The organism is Enterobacter sp. Ap-1006 (assembly GCF_011752835.1).
Taxonomy (GTDB): domain Bacteria; phylum Pseudomonadota; class Gammaproteobacteria; order Enterobacterales; family Enterobacteriaceae; genus Cedecea.
Genome location: NZ_VWWU01000005.1, coordinates 61,621 through 77,173, shown reverse-complemented (window position 1 = coordinate 77,173; position 15,553 = coordinate 61,621). Strand labels below are relative to the sequence as shown.

The window sequence follows — 15,553 nt, the reverse complement described above, 5'->3', positions numbered from 1 at the left end:
GGCCTTCTTCGTTGAGACTTACTTCTGGTAGATAATTTCGACGCCTTCGTCGTCTTCATCATCCCAGTCGTCATCCCAGTCTTCTTCTGCTTCAGCTTCCATTTCATCGAGCTGTTGGCGATGGTAATCATCCCACATAAACTCGACTTTCTCTGGCTGCTTAGCGACCTCAGCCGCCGTAATGGGGTTCTCGATGATAAAGGTCATCACATCCCAGCAGAGATCTTTGACGCCCATCTGGCTGGCAGCAGAGATCAGGTAGTATTTACCTTCCCAACCAAGCGCTTCGGCAATGGCTTTCGCTTTTTCTTCTGCCTGCGCTTTATCCATCAGATCGATTTTGTTAAACACGAGCCAGCGAGGTTTTGACGCCAGGCTTTCGCTGTATTTCTCCAGTTCACCAACGATGATGCGGGCGTTTTCAACCGGGTCAGAGCCATCGATAGGTTCAATGTCAATGAGATGCAGCAATACGCGGCAGCGCTCAAGGTGCTTAAGGAAGCGAATGCCCAGACCAGCGCCGTCAGCTGCGCCCTCGATAAGCCCCGGGATATCCGCGACGACGAAGCTCTTTTCATTGTCCATACGAACAACGCCCAGGCTTGGCACTAGCGTAGTAAACGGATAATCAGCCACTTTTGGCTTCGCTGCAGATACCGCACGGATAAAGGTAGATTTACCCGCATTTGGCATACCCAGCATACCGACATCGGCCAGTAGCATCAGCTCTAGCTGCAGATCGCGTTTTTCACCCGGAGTACCCATCGTTTTCTGACGTGGGGTACGGTTTACGGAGGATTTAAAACGGGTATTACCCAGACCGTGCCAGCCGCCTTTGGCAACCATCAGCTTTTGACCATGCTGCGTCATATCGCCCATGGTTTCACCGGTGCCCTGATCGATCACTCGGGTCCCCACTGGTACCTTTACAGTGACGTCATGCCCACGTTTACCGGTACAATCGCGGCTTTGGCCGTTCTGGCCACGCTCTGCGCGGAAGGCCTTTTCAAAACGATAATCGATAAGCGTATTCAGGTTCTCGTCGGCTTCAAGCCATACGTCACCACCATCACCACCATCACCACCGTCCGGGCCGCCTCTCGGGATATATTTTTCACGACGGAAGCTAACGCAGCCGTTACCGCCATCACCTGCTACGACCAGGATCGTTGCTTCATCAACAAACTTCATCTTACTTCTCCGTAAATCATTCGCCCGAACGCTGCACCGGCGTGACCGTTTCGGTTTTATGCCAGCGCCCCCAAAGGCGGTGGCCAATCGCGGAATACATCGCACCAGCCACAACCACGAGAGCCCCGATATAACCCACAAGGTTAAGCATCGGTATGGCGAAATACTCGGGCCAGGCCTGAGACAGCAGGTCTGAGAACAGCAACGTAAATAACGGGGTTAGCGTAATGATGGCGCTAACCTGGGAGGCCTGCCAGCGCGCCATCGCCTCAGCGAGCGCGCCATAGCCTACCAGCGTATTCAGACCGCAAAAAACCAGACATGCCAGTTGCCAGCTACTGAGCTGGAAAATCACACCAGGTTTTGCCAGCGGCAAAAGTGCAATAGTACATAAAGTGTACAACAAAAAGAGGATCTGCTGTGAGGCTAACCGGCGTAATAACACTTTCTGCGCCACACCATAGCTGACCCAAACCGTTGCCGCCAGCACGCCGAAGATAACACCAAGGGTGTAGTCCGTCAGGCGGGTAAAAATCTCTACAAGACTGGTGTTGAAGAACATCACCAGACCACACAAGAGCATCATGGCACCAATAATCTGCGTGCCACGCATTCTCTCTTTTAGCACTACTACGCTCGCCACCATCATCCCGACAGGAGAAAGCTGGCCAATAACCTGAGACGCAGTAGGACTTAAATACTGCAGGGAAGAACTAAAGAGCAGAAAGTTGCCAAATAATCCCCCAGTGGCGATCGCTAACAACACTAGCCACCGGGGCTTACGGAACATTCTGAGCGGCGGTAATTTCCCCCGAATAGCAAGGAAAATACCCAGGCCAATACTGGCCATCAGAAATCGATAAAATACCACGGTCGGTGGCGCCATCACCGGAAGCACCTGCTTCATCGCTATGGGTAACGCCCCCCAGCACATCGCCGTGGTTAACGCTAAAAGAATACCGATTCCCGCCTGCTGCCCCATGCCCATTCCCTGTCTTAAATTTACCAGGCGTACAATGTAAAAAGCCCCGCAACACGTTGCGGGGCTTTCATCCGTTACCGGACCGAAAAACTTACTCAGCAACGATGCTGATGTATTTACGATTGTTCGGGCCTTTAACTTCGAATTTCACTTTACCGTCTGCTTTAGCAAACAGGGTGTGGTCACGACCACAACCTACATTGTTGCCAGCGTGGAATTTGGTACCACGTTGACGAACGATGATGCTACCAGCCAGTACAGTTTCACCACCAAAGCGTTTTACACCCAGGCGTTTTGCTTCTGAATCGCGACCGTTACGAGTTGAGCCGCCAGCCTTTTTATGTGCCATTTAATCTACTCCTCAGGTCTTAGGCGCTGATGCCAGTGATTTTCACATCAGTGAACCACTGACGGTGGCCCGCTTGCTTACGATAGTGTTTACGGCGACGGAACTTAACGATTTTAACTTTCTCGCCACGACCGTGAGCAACGACTTCAGCTTTAATAACGCCACCATCGACGAAAGGAACGCCGATTTTGACTTCTTCACCGTTTGCGATCATCAGAACTTCAGCGAACTCAACAGTTTCGCCAGTTGCGATGTCCAGCTTTTCCAGGCGAACGGTCTGACCTTCGCTTACTCGGTGTTGTTTACCACCACTTTGGAAAACCGCGTACATATAAAACTCCGCTTTCCGCGCTTACCTTACATAGGTTTCAGGTAGCGCTATAAATATTCACAATAGGGCGCGAATATTACGCAAATCGTGAGGGTTTGACAAGCCCGATCGTCAATTACCGTAGAAAAAAAACGCAACAGCACACACACCGTTTATCTGCCTCGTTTTTTCAGTACAATCTGTACTACAGTATCGAACCTCAACCCTCTCGTTATGCCATATGGATATGGAATAAACAGGACGAAAGCCAGACTTTTGCGATGAATTTAGAAAAAATTAATGAGTTAACCGCGCAAGATATGGCGGGTGTCAATGCGACAATCCTTGAGCAATTGAATTCCGATGTTCAACTGATCAACCAGTTGGGCTACTACATCGTCAGCGGTGGCGGTAAACGCATCCGCCCAATGATTGCCGTGCTTGCCGCGCGGGCGCTTGCTTACGATGGGCAAGCGCATGTCAGAATTGCAGCGTTGATCGAATTTATACATACCGCCACGCTACTTCATGATGACGTCGTGGACGAATCAGATATGCGTCGGGGTAAAGCCACAGCCAATGCCGCTTTCGGCAACGCAGCGAGCGTTTTGGTCGGTGATTTCATCTATACGCGAGCATTCCAGATGATGACCAGCCTCGGTTCGCTGAAAGTGCTGGAGGTGATGTCAGAGGCCGTAAACGTTATCGCTGAGGGCGAAGTGCTACAGCTGATGAACTGTAATGACCCAGACATTACTGAAGAAAGCTATATGCGGGTCATTTACAGCAAAACGGCCCGCCTGTTTGAAGCTGCGGCTCAATGCTCGGGAATTCTGGCAGGCGCAACGGAGATTCAGGAAAAAGCGCTGCAGGATTATGGGCGCTACCTGGGTACTGCGTTCCAGCTCATTGATGACCTGCTGGATTACAGCTCGGATGGGCAAACGCTGGGTAAAAATGTCGGCGATGATCTGAACGAAGGCAAACCGACGCTGCCGCTGTTACACGCCATGCGCAACGGCTCACCAGAGCAGGCTCAGATGATTCGTGAAGCGATCGAACAGGGAAATGGCCGTCATTTACTGGATCCTGTACTGAGAGCTATGTCGGATTGCGGTTCTCTGGAATGGACTCGTCAACGCGCCGAAGAAGAGGCAGATAAAGCGATCGATGCACTTTCAGTGCTGCCTGATACTCCTTACCGTGAAGCGCTAATTTCTTTGGCGCACATGTCCGTTCAACGCGACCACTAACATCGACTTTAGCGCGCCAGTTGGCGCGCTAAAGTTTCCAGTAAAACAGATCCTCATCCCTTCCCTCTTTCCTGAATATTTCATTCTCACTAGCTTTCATCATATTTGCGGATGAAAACACAGAATCTATTATTCCTTGCACTTACTGGAATCATTTGGAAATTTTTATGTTATAAATTTCCTGTGCCATCGCTCATCTCAGAGCAGGATTAGTAAGATCACAGGGAGAGATTATGGAAAATCAATTTGTGGACTGGCATCCGGCGGACATTATTGCCGGACTGCGAAAAAAGAAAACGTCGCTCGCCGCCTTATCACGCCAGTCAGGTTTAAGCTCATCAACGCTCGCCAATGCGTTGTCTCGCCCCTGGCCCAAAGGGGAGTTTATTATCGCTAAGGCTTTAGGTGTCGCACCGCAGGTTATCTGGCCTTCACGCTACCACGACCCGGTGACACATGAGTTTATCGACCGAACACGGAAGATCCGGCAGCTATAAAAAAGCCGGGGCATACCCCGGCTATCCGTCTTTAAGGGAAGATGTTTACTCGCTTCCCTTGACGCGGTCGATCTTAGCCCCCAGCGCCTGAAGCTTATCTTCAATGCGCTCATAGCCGCGATCAATGTGGTAAATACGATCCACTATCGTTGTCCCTTCTGCGATACAGCCCGCCAGAACCAGACTTGCAGACGCACGAAGATCGGTTGCCATTACCTGAGCGCCGGAAAGCTTTTCGACACCGTGGCAGATAACTGTATTGCTTTCGATCTCAGCATGCGCGCCCATACGGATTAATTCAGGCACATGCATGAAGCGGTTTTCGAAGATAGTTTCGGTGATAACGCCCGTCCCTTCCGCCACCAGGTTCAGCAGGGTGAATTGCGCCTGCATATCGGTAGGGAAGCCTGGGTGCGGAGCAGTACGCACCGTTACGCCTTTTGGACGTTGGCCATGCATATCAAGGCTGATCCAGTCTTTACCCGTTTCAACTTCCGCGCCAGCTTCACGCAGCTTTGCCAGAACAGCATCCAGAGTATCCGGCTGCGCGTTACGGCAAAGAATTTTACCGCCAGAGATTGCCGCAGCCACCAGGAACGTCCCGGTTTCAATACGGTCAGGCAGCACGCGATAAACGCCCCCGCCCAAACGAGCAACGCCTTCGATAATAATACGATCGGTGCCCGCACCGCTGATCTTCGCGCCCAGGGTGTTAAGGAAGTTCGCAGTATCGACGATCTCCGGTTCACGGGCAGCGTTTTCAATGATCGTTTTGCCTTCCGCAAGCGTGGCCGCACTCATGATGGTTACGGTTGCACCCACGCTGACCTTATCCATCACGATATGAGCACCTTTAAGGCGGCCATTTACCGACGCCTTAACGTAGCCTTCTTCGAGCTTAATCTCCGCACCCAACTGCTCCAGACCAGTAATGTGCAAATCCACCGGACGAGCGCCAATGGCACAACCACCAGGCAGAGAAACCTGCCCCTGGCCAAAGCGAGCAACCAGTGGCCCTAGCGCCCAAATAGATGCTCGCATGGTTTTCACCAGGTCATATGGCGCACAGAAAATATTTACGCCGCTGGCGTCAATGTAGACAGAACCGTTGCGCTCAACTTTGGTACCCAGCTGGCTCAGCAGCTTCATCGTGGTATCAATGTCTTTCAGTTTTGGAACGTTCTGAATCTCTACCGGCTCTTCCGCCAGAAGCGCGGCGAAGAGGATTGGCAGCGCGGCGTTTTTAGCCCCTGAGATTGTGACTTCTCCACTCAGGCGGGTAGGCCCCTGCACACGAAATTTATCCATTGAAACTGCTCTCTTTTAAATTCAAAACGTTATCACCAGCCTGAGCCGATGATTCAAAAACCATTCAGTTTGCGATCACGCGCCCACTCTTCCGGCGTATAGGTCTTAATAGACACAGCATGCATGCGATTATCCGCGATAAATTCCATCAGCGGGGCATACACGGTTTGCTGTTTTTTGACGCGACTTAACTCGGCGAATAACTCACCCACCGCTATAACCTGAAAGTGGCTGCCATCGCCTGAGACGTGGACTTCCTGGAGGGGCAGTGCGTTCATCAGCACTGTCTGAATTTCATGATTTTCCATGGGGTATCTATTCGTCGATTAATAAATGATGAAATAAGCCACACATCTTAGAGGAAAGTGGCGTCCGCTTAAATAAGCAAAAAGCCCCGGAACTTAACAGTTCGAGGGCTTTGAAAGTAACGTGCTGAAATCATTAGCCTGCCAGATGTGGCAATAGCGCCTCTGGCAGATTGTAGAGTTGAGCCAGCGTGCGCAAATTATCAGTAGCGCCCCTAAGCTCAATCTTGTTCCCCTGGCGAGCCGCGATGGCTGTCAGGTGAATAAGCAACGCCAGCCCGGCGGTATCAACGCGAGTTAAACCACTTAGCTCAAAGAGATTGATACCCGCGACCACTTTCTCACGCTGCTGCCAAAGCGAATTAACAGTGCCGCCATCCAGCTCTCCGAAGAAATGCAGCGTTGCACCGTCCTGCTTCCAGCTTAGTTCTTCCGCCATTACTTTTTACTGTCCAAGGTAATTGGCTGTTTCGAAATCGACTGCAGCTGCGCGGTCAAACCATCGATACCTTTCGTACGGAGCAGGTCGCTCCACTCGTTTTGTTTGGTGGTGATCATGCTGATCCCTTCAGCAATCATATCGTATGCCTGCCAGTTCCCGGTTTGGCTATTTTTACGCCATTGGAAATCAAGACGCACTGGTGGACGCCCATTTGGATCGATTATCGTCACACGGATCGCCACAATATCAGCATTGCCAAGAGGTTGCTCAGGGGCGATTTGATAAGTCTGACCATGATACAGCGCCAGCGCCTGACCATAGGCCTGCTTCAGGTACTCTTCAAAAGCCTTGAAGTAAGCGTCACGCTGCGCAGGCGTGGCATCTTTGTAGTAACGCCCTAACACCAGCGCGCCCGCGTATTTTACCTGAACATAAGGCAGCAGTTCCTGGCCAACGATATCCCGCAGATAATTCGGATTCTGTCGAATTTGAGGCTGCTCGTTTTTCAGGCGATCAAAGGTCTTCTGCGCCGCCTCATTCATTAATTTGTAAGGGTTGGTCTGGTCTGCCGCCATCGCAAATGGGGCGATAACCAGCATAACTACCATCATAAGACGCTTAAACATCGCTCGTTCCTCTTTAATTAATTCGTAGTACCTGACTGCGGTGCGGCATCAGTATGGCCTGCAGGATGTGCTTCGGCATCGCCAGAATTCTTATTGTCGCCGTTGCCGCTCTTGTAAAGGAACTGACCTATCAGATCCTCAAGAACCAAAGCAGATTTCGTATCCTGAATGGTACTGCCATCTTTCAGCATAGATGACCCCAATTCCGGGTCGTCAAAGCCGAGGTTAAGAGCAATATATTGCTCCCCCAACAGGCCAGACGTGCGAATCGCCAGAGAGCTGGTATCCGGAATCTGGTTGTAGCGCTGTTCAATGTCCAGCGTTACGCGAGGCAAATAGGTTTTCGGGTCAAGAGCGATACCATCAACTCGACCAATAACAACACCACCAAGACGAACCGGCGAACTCATTTTCAGGCCACCGATGTTGTCGAAGGTGGCATATACCCGATAAGTCGGTTCGCTGCGTAGAGAGGTAACATTCGCCACTTTCAGGCAGAGAAAAATAATAGCGACCAGCGCGACCAGCAGAAAAGCACCAACCCAAACTTCAAATTTCTTTGTTTGCATGAACTCAATTCCCAAACATCAGTGCTGTCAGCACAAAATCGAGGCCCAAAACGGCCAGAGAAGCGTGCACAACGGTGCGCGTGGTTGCCCGGCTAATCCCGGCAGAAGTCGGAATAGCATCGTACCCGTTGAATAACGCAATCCACGTTACGGTAATGGCGAAGACTACGCTTTTAATCACGCAGTTAACCAAATCCAGCCGCCATGAGACCGCATTTTGCATTGCTGACCAGAAGAAACCGGCATCAATACCTTTCCAGTTCACGCCCACCAGAGCACCACCCCAAACGCCCACGGCAACGAAGATAAGTGTCAGAAGCGGCAGCGAGATAACCCCAGCCCAAAATCGCGGTGAAACGACGCGGCGCAGCGGATCGACAGCCATCATCTCCATGCTGGACAGCTGTTCCGTCGCACGCATCAGGCCAATTTCAGCGGTTAAAGCAGAACCCGCACGCCCGGCAAACAGTAACGCGGCAACAACCGGGCCAAGTTCACGGAGCAGTGAAAGCGCCACCAGCATGCCTAGACTCGACTCAGCGCTGTAAGTCGTCAGCACAAGATAGCCCTGTAAGCCAAGCACCATCCCGATGAACAGGCCGGAAACCATAATGATCAACATCGACAGTACGCCGACATTATAAAGCTGACGAACCAGCAACGGCGCATGCTTGCGAAACTCCGGTTTCCCTACCAGCGCGTTGAATAACATCAGTCCGGCACGTCCAAACGAAGCGCAGGTTTTTATCCCGCGTCTCCCGAGAGATGCCAGTGCATTTAGCAGCATGAGCAGTTTAGCTCCTCGTTCCAGGTAATAAATCTTGTTGATAATCCCCGGCTGGATAACGGAATGGCACCGGGCCATCCGCGATCCCATCAAGGAACTGTCTAACGCGTGGATCGTGGTTTTCACGCAATTCCGCCGGGCTACCTTGAGCAACAATGTGCTGATCGGCAGCAATATAAGCGTAATCCGCGATGCTTAATACTTCTGGTACATCGTGTGATACCACAATGCAGGTGACGCCAAGAGCGCTGTTAAGTTCTGAAATAAGCTTAACCAGCACGCCCATGGTAATGGGATCCTGTCCGACGAAAGGTTCATCAAACATAATTAAGTCTGGCTCAAGCGCTATAGCACGGGCCAACGCCGCGCGGCGTGCCATCCCGCCAGATAATTCAGAAGGCATAAGATTAGCCGCCCCGCGAAGCCCCACGGCTTCCAGTTTCATCATCACCGTGCTGTGCAATAGCGGTTCTGGTAACTGAAGATGTTCACGCAGTGGATAAGCCACGTTTTCAAACACATTAAGATCGGTAAATAAGGCGCCGGATTGGAACAGCATACTCATGCGTTTACGCACGGTAAAAAGCCGTGAGCGCGACATCGACGGTACGTTCTCACCATCAAAAAGGATCTCGCCGCTGTCCGGCTGGATCTGCCCACCAATAAGCTTCAACAGCGTAGTTTTACCGATCCCCGATGGCCCCATGATCGCCGTCACCTTGCCGCGTGGTACCGTCAGCGAAATATTCTCGAAGATCTGGCGCTCGCCGCGAGAGAAACTCATCCCACGGATCTCAACCAGATTGGCTTCTGTCTGACTCATCGCCCTTCCTTTTTTATGTTTGCCGGCAAGCATGGCCTCAAAGGGATGCTAAAACCCAACATTTTTACAGAATATTACCTGTGCAGGTTAGCGAAAGCTGGCATTTGTTTTACTTTTTCGCCGCATAAAGTCAGAATTAAGACTTATCGCCAGGCTCAGGCTGCACTTCGTTTTGCCCGACCCTTCAGCCCCTCAGGATCGGCGATTATACCCTAATAAAGGATTTTTCATGCTGTTAGCTACGGCGCTATTAATTATTGGTTTACTCCTGGTGGTCTATGGCGCCGACCGTTTAGTTTTCGCCGCAGCGATACTTTGTCGCAGCATCGGGATCCCGCCGCTGATTATCGGCATGACGGTGGTCAGCATTGGCACTTCACTACCTGAAATTATCATCGCCAGTACGTCAGCGCTGCACGGCCAGTTGGATTTGGCCGTAGGGACAGCTATCGGCTCAAATATCACTAACATTATGCTGATCCTGGGGCTCGCCGCGCTGCTGCACCCATTTACCGTTAATTCCGATATTCTACGTCGTGAATTGCCTCTAATGTTGGCGGTGAGTGCCGCCGCAGGTCTGTTTCTCTATGACGGTGAACTGACGCAGGCCGAGGGCGTCATGCTGCTGACAATCGCAGTGTTATATCTACTCTTTATCATTAGAATAGGCCGCCTTGCGGAACGGCAGGGGATCGATAGTCTGACGCGGGAGCAACTGGCCGAACTCCCTCAAGAAGGCAGCCTGTCCGTCGCATTTTTATGGCTGGGAGTAGCGTTGGTTATTATGCCGATGGCAACGCGGATGGTCATCGATAATGCCTCGGTGCTTGCCCATTATTTTGGCGTAAGCGAACTGGTTATCGGTTTGACGATCATTGCGATTGGTACCAGTCTGCCGGAATTAGCGACCGCCATAGCCGGAGCGCGCAAGGGCGAAGATGACATTGCGATTGGTAATATCATCGGTTCGAACATTTTTAACGTTGTGTTTGTGCTTGGCATTCCTGCGTTGGTGGCACCGGGCCACCTCAACCCGTTAGCTTTTGCCCGGGATTATTGGTTGATGTTAGCGGTAAGTGCTGTTTTTGCCCTGCTCTGCTGGCGCAAACCTCGCCAAATCGGCAAGCTCGCGGGCGCTCTGTTAACATGTGGATTCATCATATGGATTGTGGTGCTGTGGTTCGTTGCGCCACCTGTCGTCGAATAAAGCGGAAACGGGAATTATGTCTCATATAGATTTAGCACCGGGTTTTGACTTTCAACAAGCGGGCAAAGACGTGCTCAATATTGAACGTGAAGGCCTGGCTCAACTCGACCAGTACATCAACGACGATTTCTCGCTGGCCTGTGAGAAGATATTCTATTGCCCCGGTAAAGTTGTTGTCATGGGGATGGGAAAATCGGGTCATATTGGGAAAAAAATCGCGGCAACCTTTGCCAGTACCGGCACGCCAGCCTTTTTTGTGCACCCAGGAGAAGCCAGCCACGGTGATTTAGGCATGGTCACGGCACAGGATATCGTCCTGGCGATTTCTAATTCCGGCGAGTCGAACGAAATTTTGGCGCTCATCCCGGTATTAAAGCGCCTTCAGGTGCCTTTGATTTGCATGACCGCCCGCCCGGAAAGCTCAATGGGTCGCGCAGCGGATATCCATCTGTGCATCAAAGTGCCTCAGGAAGCTTGCCCTCTCGGCCTCGCGCCAACCTCCAGCACAACGGCGACGCTGGTTATGGGCGATGCGCTGGCCGTGGCGTTACTGAAGGCTCGTGGTTTTACCGCTGAAGATTTTGCTCTGTCTCATCCTGGCGGCGCGCTGGGGCGTAAGCTATTACTGCGCGTGAACGATATCATGCACACGGGTGATGATATCCCGCACGTAAGCAAAGAAGCCTCTTTGCGCGATGCGCTGTTGGAGATTACCCGTAAGAATATGGGGATGACGGTCATCTGCAATGACCTGATGAAAATTGAGGGTATCTTTACCGATGGCGATTTACGTCGCGTGTTCGATATGGGTGTTGATTTACATACCTTACGTATTGCGGATGTCATGACAACGGGAGGCATTCGCGTACGCCCTGGCACATTAGCTGTGGACGCATTAAACCTGATGCAGTCACGCCATATTACTTCGGTTATGGTCGCGGATGGCGACCAGTTGCTGGGTGTGGTACATATGCATGACATGCTACGCGCGGGCGTAGTTTAAAAAAGGATTAGCCTTAATGAGTAACCATGATGCGCTGCTTAATACCTGCTACGGGCCGGTAAGCGCGCAGGTCATAGCGAAAGCGAAAGAGATTCGCCTGCTGATTCTGGACGTTGACGGCGTGATGTCTGACGGCCTTATTTACATGGGTAACAGCGGTGAAGAGCTGAAAGCCTTTAACGTACGCGATGGCTATGGCATTCGCTGCGCCCTGACCTCCGGAATTGAAGTCGCTATTATTACAGGCAGGAAAGCAAAACTGCTGGAAGATCGCTGCGAAACGTTGGGCATTACCCACCTTTATCAAGGGCAATCCGATAAACTTGTGGCGTTCCACGATCTGTTGTCAAAGGTTGCGCTTTCTCCCGATCAGGTTGCCTACATTGGCGATGACCTGATCGACTGGCCAGTCATGGAACGGGTCGGTTTAAGCGTTGCTGTTGCAGACGCCCACCCATTATTGACGCCAAAAGTGGATTACGTGACCAGAATCAGCGGCGGGCGAGGCGCAGTGCGGGAAATCTGCGATCTCCTGTTGATGGCGCAAGGCAGGCTTGATGAGGCGAAAGGGCAATCCATATGAGTAAGACCAGACGTTGGATTATTTTCCTGCTTGCCATTGCGGCATTAGTGCTTATCGGCCTGAATCTGACGGAGAAGGACGAGTCCGGCGTAACCGTTAACAGCGATACGCCAACTTATCAAAGCGAATTTTCCACGACAGTCGTATACAACCCACAGGGCGCGCTGAACTATAAGCTTATTGCTCAACACGTTGAATACTTCTCGGATACGGGTATTTCATGGTTCACCAAGCCCGTCATGACCCAGTACGATGAAAATAAAATCGCCACCTGGGAAATTCAGGCGGATCGCGCCAAACTTACCGATGACAAAATGCTTTATTTGTATGGCAACGTTGTCGTCACAGCGTTAACACCTGACTCTCAGTTACGCAGAATCACGACGGACAATGCGCAGGTGAATTTAATTACTCAGGATGTCGCTTCTGACGACCTGGTGACTTTGTACGGCACCACATTTAATTCCAGCGGCCTGAAAATGCGTGGCAACTTACGCAGCCAAACTGCACAGCTGATTGAAAAGGTTAAAACCTCATATGAAATCCAGAATAAACAAACTCAGCCTTAAACTTGTTCTGCTTGGTTCGCTTTTTGCCGTACCGCTGTCAGCCTGGGCACTGACCGGTGACACCGACCAACCTATTCATATCGAATCCGACCAACAGTCTCTCGATATGCAGGGCAACGTCGTTACCTTCACCGGCAATGTCGTTGTGACTCAGGGCACGATCAAAATCAACGCCGATAAAGTTGTTGTGACCCGCCCAGGCGGTGAACAAGGCAAAGAGGTGATTGATGGCTACGGTAACCCAGCTACTTTCTATCAAATGCAGGACAACGGTAAGCCGGTAAAAGGCCACGCGTCCACCATGCATTATGAATTGGCTAAAGATTTCGTTGTACTGACCGGCAACGCTTACCTTGAACAGCTGGACAGCAACATCACCGGCGACAAGATCACCTACCTGGTGAAAGAGCAAAAAATGCAGGCGTTTAGCGAGAAAGGCAAACGCGTGACCACCGTGCTGGTGCCGTCTCAGCTGCAAAACAAAAACGGCCAGCAACCAGCACCGAAAAAGAGTAACTGATTCGTTATGGCAACTTTAATTGCGAAAAACCTGGCCAAAGCCTACAAAGGCCGCCGCGTAGTCGAAGACGTCAGCCTGACCGTTAAATCAGGTGAAATCGTTGGGCTGCTCGGGCCAAACGGCGCCGGTAAAACCACGACGTTTTACATGGTAGTGGGGATCGTGCCACGCGATGCAGGTAACATCATTATTGATGAAGAAGACATCAGTCTGCTGCCGCTGCACGCTCGAGCACGTCGCGGCATCGGCTATTTGCCGCAGGAAGCGTCCATTTTCCGCCGCCTGAGCGTTTTTGATAATCTGATGGCGGTGCTGCAGATTCGTGACGATCTGACTTCAGAACAGCGTGAAGACCGCGCTAATGAACTGATGGAAGAGTTCCACATTTCGCACCTGCGTAATAACCTCGGGCAGTCACTGTCCGGCGGTGAACGCCGCCGCGTAGAAATTGCTCGCGCGCTTGCGGCAAACCCGAAGTTCATTTTGCTGGATGAACCCTTTGCCGGGGTTGATCCTATTTCCGTTATTGATATCAAACGCATCATCGAGCACCTGCGTGACAGCGGGCTCGGCGTATTGATTACAGACCATAACGTCCGCGAAACGCTGGCCGTCTGCGAACGCGCCTACATCGTTAGTCAGGGGCACCTGATTGCCCACGGTACACCGGAAGAAATCCTTGAAGACGAGCAAGTTAAGCGAGTCTATCTGGGCGAAGAGTTCAGACTCTGATAGGGTGGGAAGTCTTACACGACTTATTTGAGGACGTTTGCTCTGAACATGAAGCAAGGTTTGCAATTACGGCTTAGCCAACAACTTGCTATGACGCCCCAGCTGCAGCAGGCCATCCGTCTGCTTCAGCTCTCAACGTTAGAGCTTCAGCAAGAACTCCAGCAGGCACTGGACAGTAATCCATTGCTTGAGCAAACCGACCTGCATGATGAGATCGATACTCAGGAAGTGCCTGAGAGCGAAGCAATGGACACCCGTGAAGCCCTCGAGCAGAAAGAGATGCCCGATGAGCTGCCGCTTGATGCCAGTTGGGATGAAATTTACACCGCCGGAACTCCTTCAGGTACGGGAACTGACTATCTGGACGACGAGCTGCCTGTCTACCAGGGCGAGACCACCCAGTCCCTGCAGGACTACCTGATGTGGCAGGTCGATTTGACACCATTTTCCGATACGGACGCCGCTATCGCGACGTCTATTGTCGATGCAGTGGATGAAACCGGGTATCTCACCGTGCCGCTGGAAGACATTCTGGAAAGTCTGGGCCACGACGATGTAAGCCTTGACGAAGTAGAAGCCGTCCTCAAACGCATCCAACGTTTTGATCCCGTCGGCGTCGCAGCACGAGACTTACGCGATTGCCTGTTAATTCAGCTTTCTCAGTACGCCAAAGAGACCCCATGGCTGGCGGAAGCCCGGCTTATTGTTAGCGATCATTTAGATCTGCTGGCAAATCACGACTTCCGGACGTTGATGCGGGTCACGCGTATCAAAGAGGATGCGCTTAAAGAGGCCATGTGCCTGATTCAGTCCCTCGATCCTCGCCCCGGCCAGTCGATCCAAACGGGTGAACCTGAGTACGTTATTCCTGATGTACTGGTGCGTAAACACCTGGCTCGCTGGGTTGTAGAGCTTAACGCAGACAGCATCCCGCGCCTCAAAATCAATCAGCAATACGCAGCCATGAGCGGCAACACGCGCAATGACAGCGACTCGCAGTTCATCCGCAGCAACCTGCAGGAAGCGAAATGGTTGATTAAAAGCCTGGAAAGTCGCAATGATACGTTATTGCGCGTGAGCCGATGCATTGTCGAACAGCAGCAGGCTTTCTTTGAGCACGGTGAAGAGCATATGAAACCGATGGTGCTGGCCGATATTGCTCAGGCAGTGGACATGCACGAGTCGACAATTTCGAGGGTGACCACTCAGAAATATTTGCATAGCCCACGCGGCATCTTTGAATTGAAATATTTCTTCTCCAGCCACGTCAATACCGAAGGCGGCGGTGAAGCCTCCTCCACGGCAATTCGGGCGCTGGTGAAGAAGTTAATTGCTGCGGAAAACCCCGCCAAACCGCTGAGCGACAGTAAGTTAACCTCAATACTGTCGGATCAAGGTATTATGGTGGCGCGCCGCACAGTTGCGAAGTACCGAGAGTCTTTATCCATTCCACCGTCAAACCAGCGTAAACAGCTGGTGTGACTTCACCGATAAGGA

20 protein-coding genes are annotated in these 15,553 nt (G+C 51.6%); 9 read left to right on the top strand and 11 right to left on the bottom strand.

Features of this window, described 5'->3' with window-relative positions; all coding sequences use genetic code 11:
- Positions 1–18 precede the first annotated feature (18 nt).
- The 4 genes from cgtA to rplU all read right to left on the bottom strand — a co-directional run bounded on the left by cgtA (position 19) and on the right by rplU (position 2,853).
- Complete coding sequence (cgtA, locus tag F3J28_RS16215) at positions 19–1,191, bottom strand: Obg family GTPase CgtA (RefSeq protein ID WP_039298163.1); 1,173 nt, start codon at positions 1,189–1,191, stop codon at positions 19–21.
- A gap of 16 nt (positions 1,192–1,207) precedes the next feature.
- The gene (locus tag F3J28_RS16210; protein WP_166877779.1) at positions 1,208–2,173 is read right to left on the bottom strand and encodes a DMT family transporter; all 966 of its coding nucleotides are present in this window, start codon (positions 2,171–2,173) and stop codon (positions 1,208–1,210) included.
- 91 nt (positions 2,174–2,264) lie between these two features.
- Positions 2,265–2,522 (bottom strand): 50S ribosomal protein L27, encoded by a 258-nt coding sequence (rpmA, locus tag F3J28_RS16205; RefSeq protein ID WP_007673187.1) that lies wholly within the window; start codon positions 2,520–2,522, stop codon positions 2,265–2,267.
- A gap of 19 nt (positions 2,523–2,541) precedes the next feature.
- Positions 2,542–2,853, bottom strand: a complete 312-nt coding sequence (gene rplU / locus F3J28_RS16200) for a 50S ribosomal protein L21 (RefSeq protein ID WP_008454812.1) — start codon at positions 2,851–2,853, stop codon at positions 2,542–2,544.
- Positions 2,854–3,113: 260 nt separating this feature from the next.
- On the opposite strand from rplU, the gene ispB reads away from it, so the two are divergent.
- Together ispB and sfsB are read left to right on the top strand one after the other, a co-directional pair.
- Positions 3,114–4,085: an octaprenyl diphosphate synthase gene (ispB, locus tag F3J28_RS16195; RefSeq protein WP_166877776.1), complete on the top strand. Its 972-nt coding sequence runs from the start codon at positions 3,114–3,116 to the stop codon at positions 4,083–4,085.
- Between the two features lie 233 nt (positions 4,086–4,318).
- Entirely contained in the window at positions 4,319–4,582 is a 264-nt protein-coding gene (sfsB, locus tag F3J28_RS16190; RefSeq protein WP_166877773.1) for a DNA-binding transcriptional regulator SfsB, read from the top strand.
- Between the two features lie 45 nt (positions 4,583–4,627).
- Here sfsB and murA read toward each other — a convergent pair whose 3' ends face one another.
- The 7 genes from murA to mlaF form a co-directional block, all read right to left on the bottom strand.
- Positions 4,628–5,890: a UDP-N-acetylglucosamine 1-carboxyvinyltransferase gene (gene murA, locus F3J28_RS16185; protein WP_166877771.1), complete on the bottom strand. Its 1,263-nt coding sequence runs from the start codon at positions 5,888–5,890 to the stop codon at positions 4,628–4,630.
- A gap of 53 nt (positions 5,891–5,943) precedes the next feature.
- Entirely contained in the window at positions 5,944–6,198 is a 255-nt protein-coding gene (gene ibaG, locus F3J28_RS16180) for a BolA family iron metabolism protein IbaG (protein ID WP_008454819.1), read from the bottom strand.
- Between the two features lie 133 nt (positions 6,199–6,331).
- The gene (gene mlaB / locus F3J28_RS16175; protein ID WP_166877769.1) at positions 6,332–6,634 is read right to left on the bottom strand and encodes a lipid asymmetry maintenance protein MlaB; all 303 of its coding nucleotides are present in this window, start codon (positions 6,632–6,634) and stop codon (positions 6,332–6,334) included.
- The gene (gene mlaC / locus F3J28_RS16170; RefSeq protein ID WP_166877767.1) at positions 6,634–7,263 is read right to left on the bottom strand and encodes a phospholipid-binding protein MlaC; all 630 of its coding nucleotides are present in this window, start codon (positions 7,261–7,263) and stop codon (positions 6,634–6,636) included. The genes mlaB and mlaC overlap by 1 nt, the downstream gene beginning before the upstream one ends.
- A gap of 17 nt (positions 7,264–7,280) precedes the next feature.
- On the bottom strand, positions 7,281–7,832 hold the full coding sequence (gene mlaD / locus F3J28_RS16165) for an outer membrane lipid asymmetry maintenance protein MlaD (RefSeq protein WP_039305875.1): 552 nt from the start codon (positions 7,830–7,832) through the stop codon (positions 7,281–7,283).
- A 4-nt stretch (positions 7,833–7,836) separates the two neighbouring features.
- Complete coding sequence (mlaE, locus tag F3J28_RS16160; RefSeq protein WP_008454823.1) at positions 7,837–8,619, bottom strand: lipid asymmetry maintenance ABC transporter permease subunit MlaE; 783 nt, start codon at positions 8,617–8,619, stop codon at positions 7,837–7,839.
- A gap of 7 nt (positions 8,620–8,626) precedes the next feature.
- Positions 8,627–9,442, bottom strand: coding sequence for a phospholipid ABC transporter ATP-binding protein MlaF (gene mlaF / locus F3J28_RS16155; RefSeq protein ID WP_008454824.1), 816 nt, complete (start codon positions 9,440–9,442; stop codon positions 8,627–8,629).
- Positions 9,443–9,671: 229 nt separating this feature from the next.
- Here mlaF and F3J28_RS16150 point away from each other — a divergent pair, with 229 nt between their 5' ends.
- From F3J28_RS16150 to rpoN, 7 genes are read left to right on the top strand one after another with little or no spacing between them, the layout of a single operon-like run.
- Positions 9,672–10,649 carry a calcium/sodium antiporter gene (locus F3J28_RS16150; RefSeq protein WP_166877765.1) on the top strand — a complete coding sequence of 326 codons (978 nt, stop codon included), beginning with the start codon at positions 9,672–9,674 and terminating at the stop codon, positions 10,647–10,649.
- A 16-nt stretch (positions 10,650–10,665) separates the two neighbouring features.
- The gene (gene kdsD, locus F3J28_RS16145) at positions 10,666–11,652 is read left to right on the top strand and encodes an arabinose-5-phosphate isomerase KdsD (RefSeq protein WP_008454826.1); all 987 of its coding nucleotides are present in this window, start codon (positions 10,666–10,668) and stop codon (positions 11,650–11,652) included.
- Between the two features lie 16 nt (positions 11,653–11,668).
- Positions 11,669–12,235: a 3-deoxy-manno-octulosonate-8-phosphatase KdsC gene (gene kdsC, locus F3J28_RS16140; protein ID WP_166877763.1), complete on the top strand. Its 567-nt coding sequence runs from the start codon at positions 11,669–11,671 to the stop codon at positions 12,233–12,235.
- Positions 12,232–12,804, top strand: a complete 573-nt coding sequence (gene lptC / locus F3J28_RS16135) for an LPS export ABC transporter periplasmic protein LptC (RefSeq protein ID WP_166877761.1) — start codon at positions 12,232–12,234, stop codon at positions 12,802–12,804. Before kdsC ends, lptC begins: the two co-directional genes overlap by 4 nt.
- Entirely contained in the window at positions 12,773–13,324 is a 552-nt protein-coding gene (gene lptA / locus F3J28_RS16130; RefSeq protein WP_008454829.1) for a lipopolysaccharide ABC transporter substrate-binding protein LptA, read from the top strand. Before lptC ends, lptA begins: the two co-directional genes overlap by 32 nt.
- Before the next feature lie 6 nt (positions 13,325–13,330).
- Positions 13,331–14,056, top strand: coding sequence for an LPS export ABC transporter ATP-binding protein (gene lptB / locus F3J28_RS16125; protein ID WP_045784120.1), 726 nt, complete (start codon positions 13,331–13,333; stop codon positions 14,054–14,056).
- Between the two features lie 48 nt (positions 14,057–14,104).
- A complete protein-coding gene (gene rpoN, locus F3J28_RS16120) occupies positions 14,105–15,538 on the top strand; it encodes an RNA polymerase factor sigma-54 (protein WP_166877759.1) in 1,434 nt (477 codons plus the stop codon).
- Positions 15,539–15,553: the final 15 nt, after the last annotated feature.

Bases quoted from the DNA above. Each gene is read 5' to 3' on its own strand.
- lptA (WP_008454829.1), top strand. From the start codon at position 12,773: ATGAAATCCAGAATAAACAAACTCAGCCTTAAACTTGTTCTGCTTGGT.
- mlaE (WP_008454823.1), bottom strand. From the start codon at position 8,619: ATGCTGCTAAATGCACTGGCATCTCTCGGGAGACGCGGGATAAAAACC.
- kdsC (WP_166877763.1), top strand. From the start codon at position 11,669: ATGAGTAACCATGATGCGCTGCTTAATACCTGCTACGGGCCGGTAAGC.
- lptB (WP_045784120.1), top strand. From the start codon at position 13,331: ATGGCAACTTTAATTGCGAAAAACCTGGCCAAAGCCTACAAAGGCCGC.
- sfsB (WP_166877773.1), top strand. From the start codon at position 4,319: ATGGAAAATCAATTTGTGGACTGGCATCCGGCGGACATTATTGCCGGA.
- F3J28_RS16210 (WP_166877779.1), bottom strand. From the start codon at position 2,173: ATGGGGCAGCAGGCGGGAATCGGTATTCTTTTAGCGTTAACCACGGCG.
- mlaC (WP_166877767.1), bottom strand. From the start codon at position 7,263: ATGTTTAAGCGTCTTATGATGGTAGTTATGCTGGTTATCGCCCCATTT.
- rpoN (WP_166877759.1), top strand. From the start codon at position 14,105: ATGAAGCAAGGTTTGCAATTACGGCTTAGCCAACAACTTGCTATGACG.
- ispB (WP_166877776.1), top strand. From the start codon at position 3,114: ATGAATTTAGAAAAAATTAATGAGTTAACCGCGCAAGATATGGCGGGT.
- mlaF (WP_008454824.1), bottom strand. From the start codon at position 9,442: ATGAGTCAGACAGAAGCCAATCTGGTTGAGATCCGTGGGATGAGTTTC.
- mlaD (WP_039305875.1), bottom strand. From the start codon at position 7,832: ATGCAAACAAAGAAATTTGAAGTTTGGGTTGGTGCTTTTCTGCTGGTC.
- rplU (WP_008454812.1), bottom strand. From the start codon at position 2,853: ATGTACGCGGTTTTCCAAAGTGGTGGTAAACAACACCGAGTAAGCGAA.
- ibaG (WP_008454819.1), bottom strand. From the start codon at position 6,198: ATGGAAAATCATGAAATTCAGACAGTGCTGATGAACGCACTGCCCCTC.
- rpmA (WP_007673187.1), bottom strand. From the start codon at position 2,522: ATGGCACATAAAAAGGCTGGCGGCTCAACTCGTAACGGTCGCGATTCA.
- lptC (WP_166877761.1), top strand. From the start codon at position 12,232: ATGAGTAAGACCAGACGTTGGATTATTTTCCTGCTTGCCATTGCGGCA.
- cgtA (WP_039298163.1), bottom strand. From the start codon at position 1,191: ATGAAGTTTGTTGATGAAGCAACGATCCTGGTCGTAGCAGGTGATGGC.
- mlaB (WP_166877769.1), bottom strand. From the start codon at position 6,634: ATGGCGGAAGAACTAAGCTGGAAGCAGGACGGTGCAACGCTGCATTTC.
- kdsD (WP_008454826.1), top strand. From the start codon at position 10,666: ATGTCTCATATAGATTTAGCACCGGGTTTTGACTTTCAACAAGCGGGC.
- F3J28_RS16150 (WP_166877765.1), top strand. From the start codon at position 9,672: ATGCTGTTAGCTACGGCGCTATTAATTATTGGTTTACTCCTGGTGGTC.
- murA (WP_166877771.1), bottom strand. From the start codon at position 5,890: ATGGATAAATTTCGTGTGCAGGGGCCTACCCGCCTGAGTGGAGAAGTC.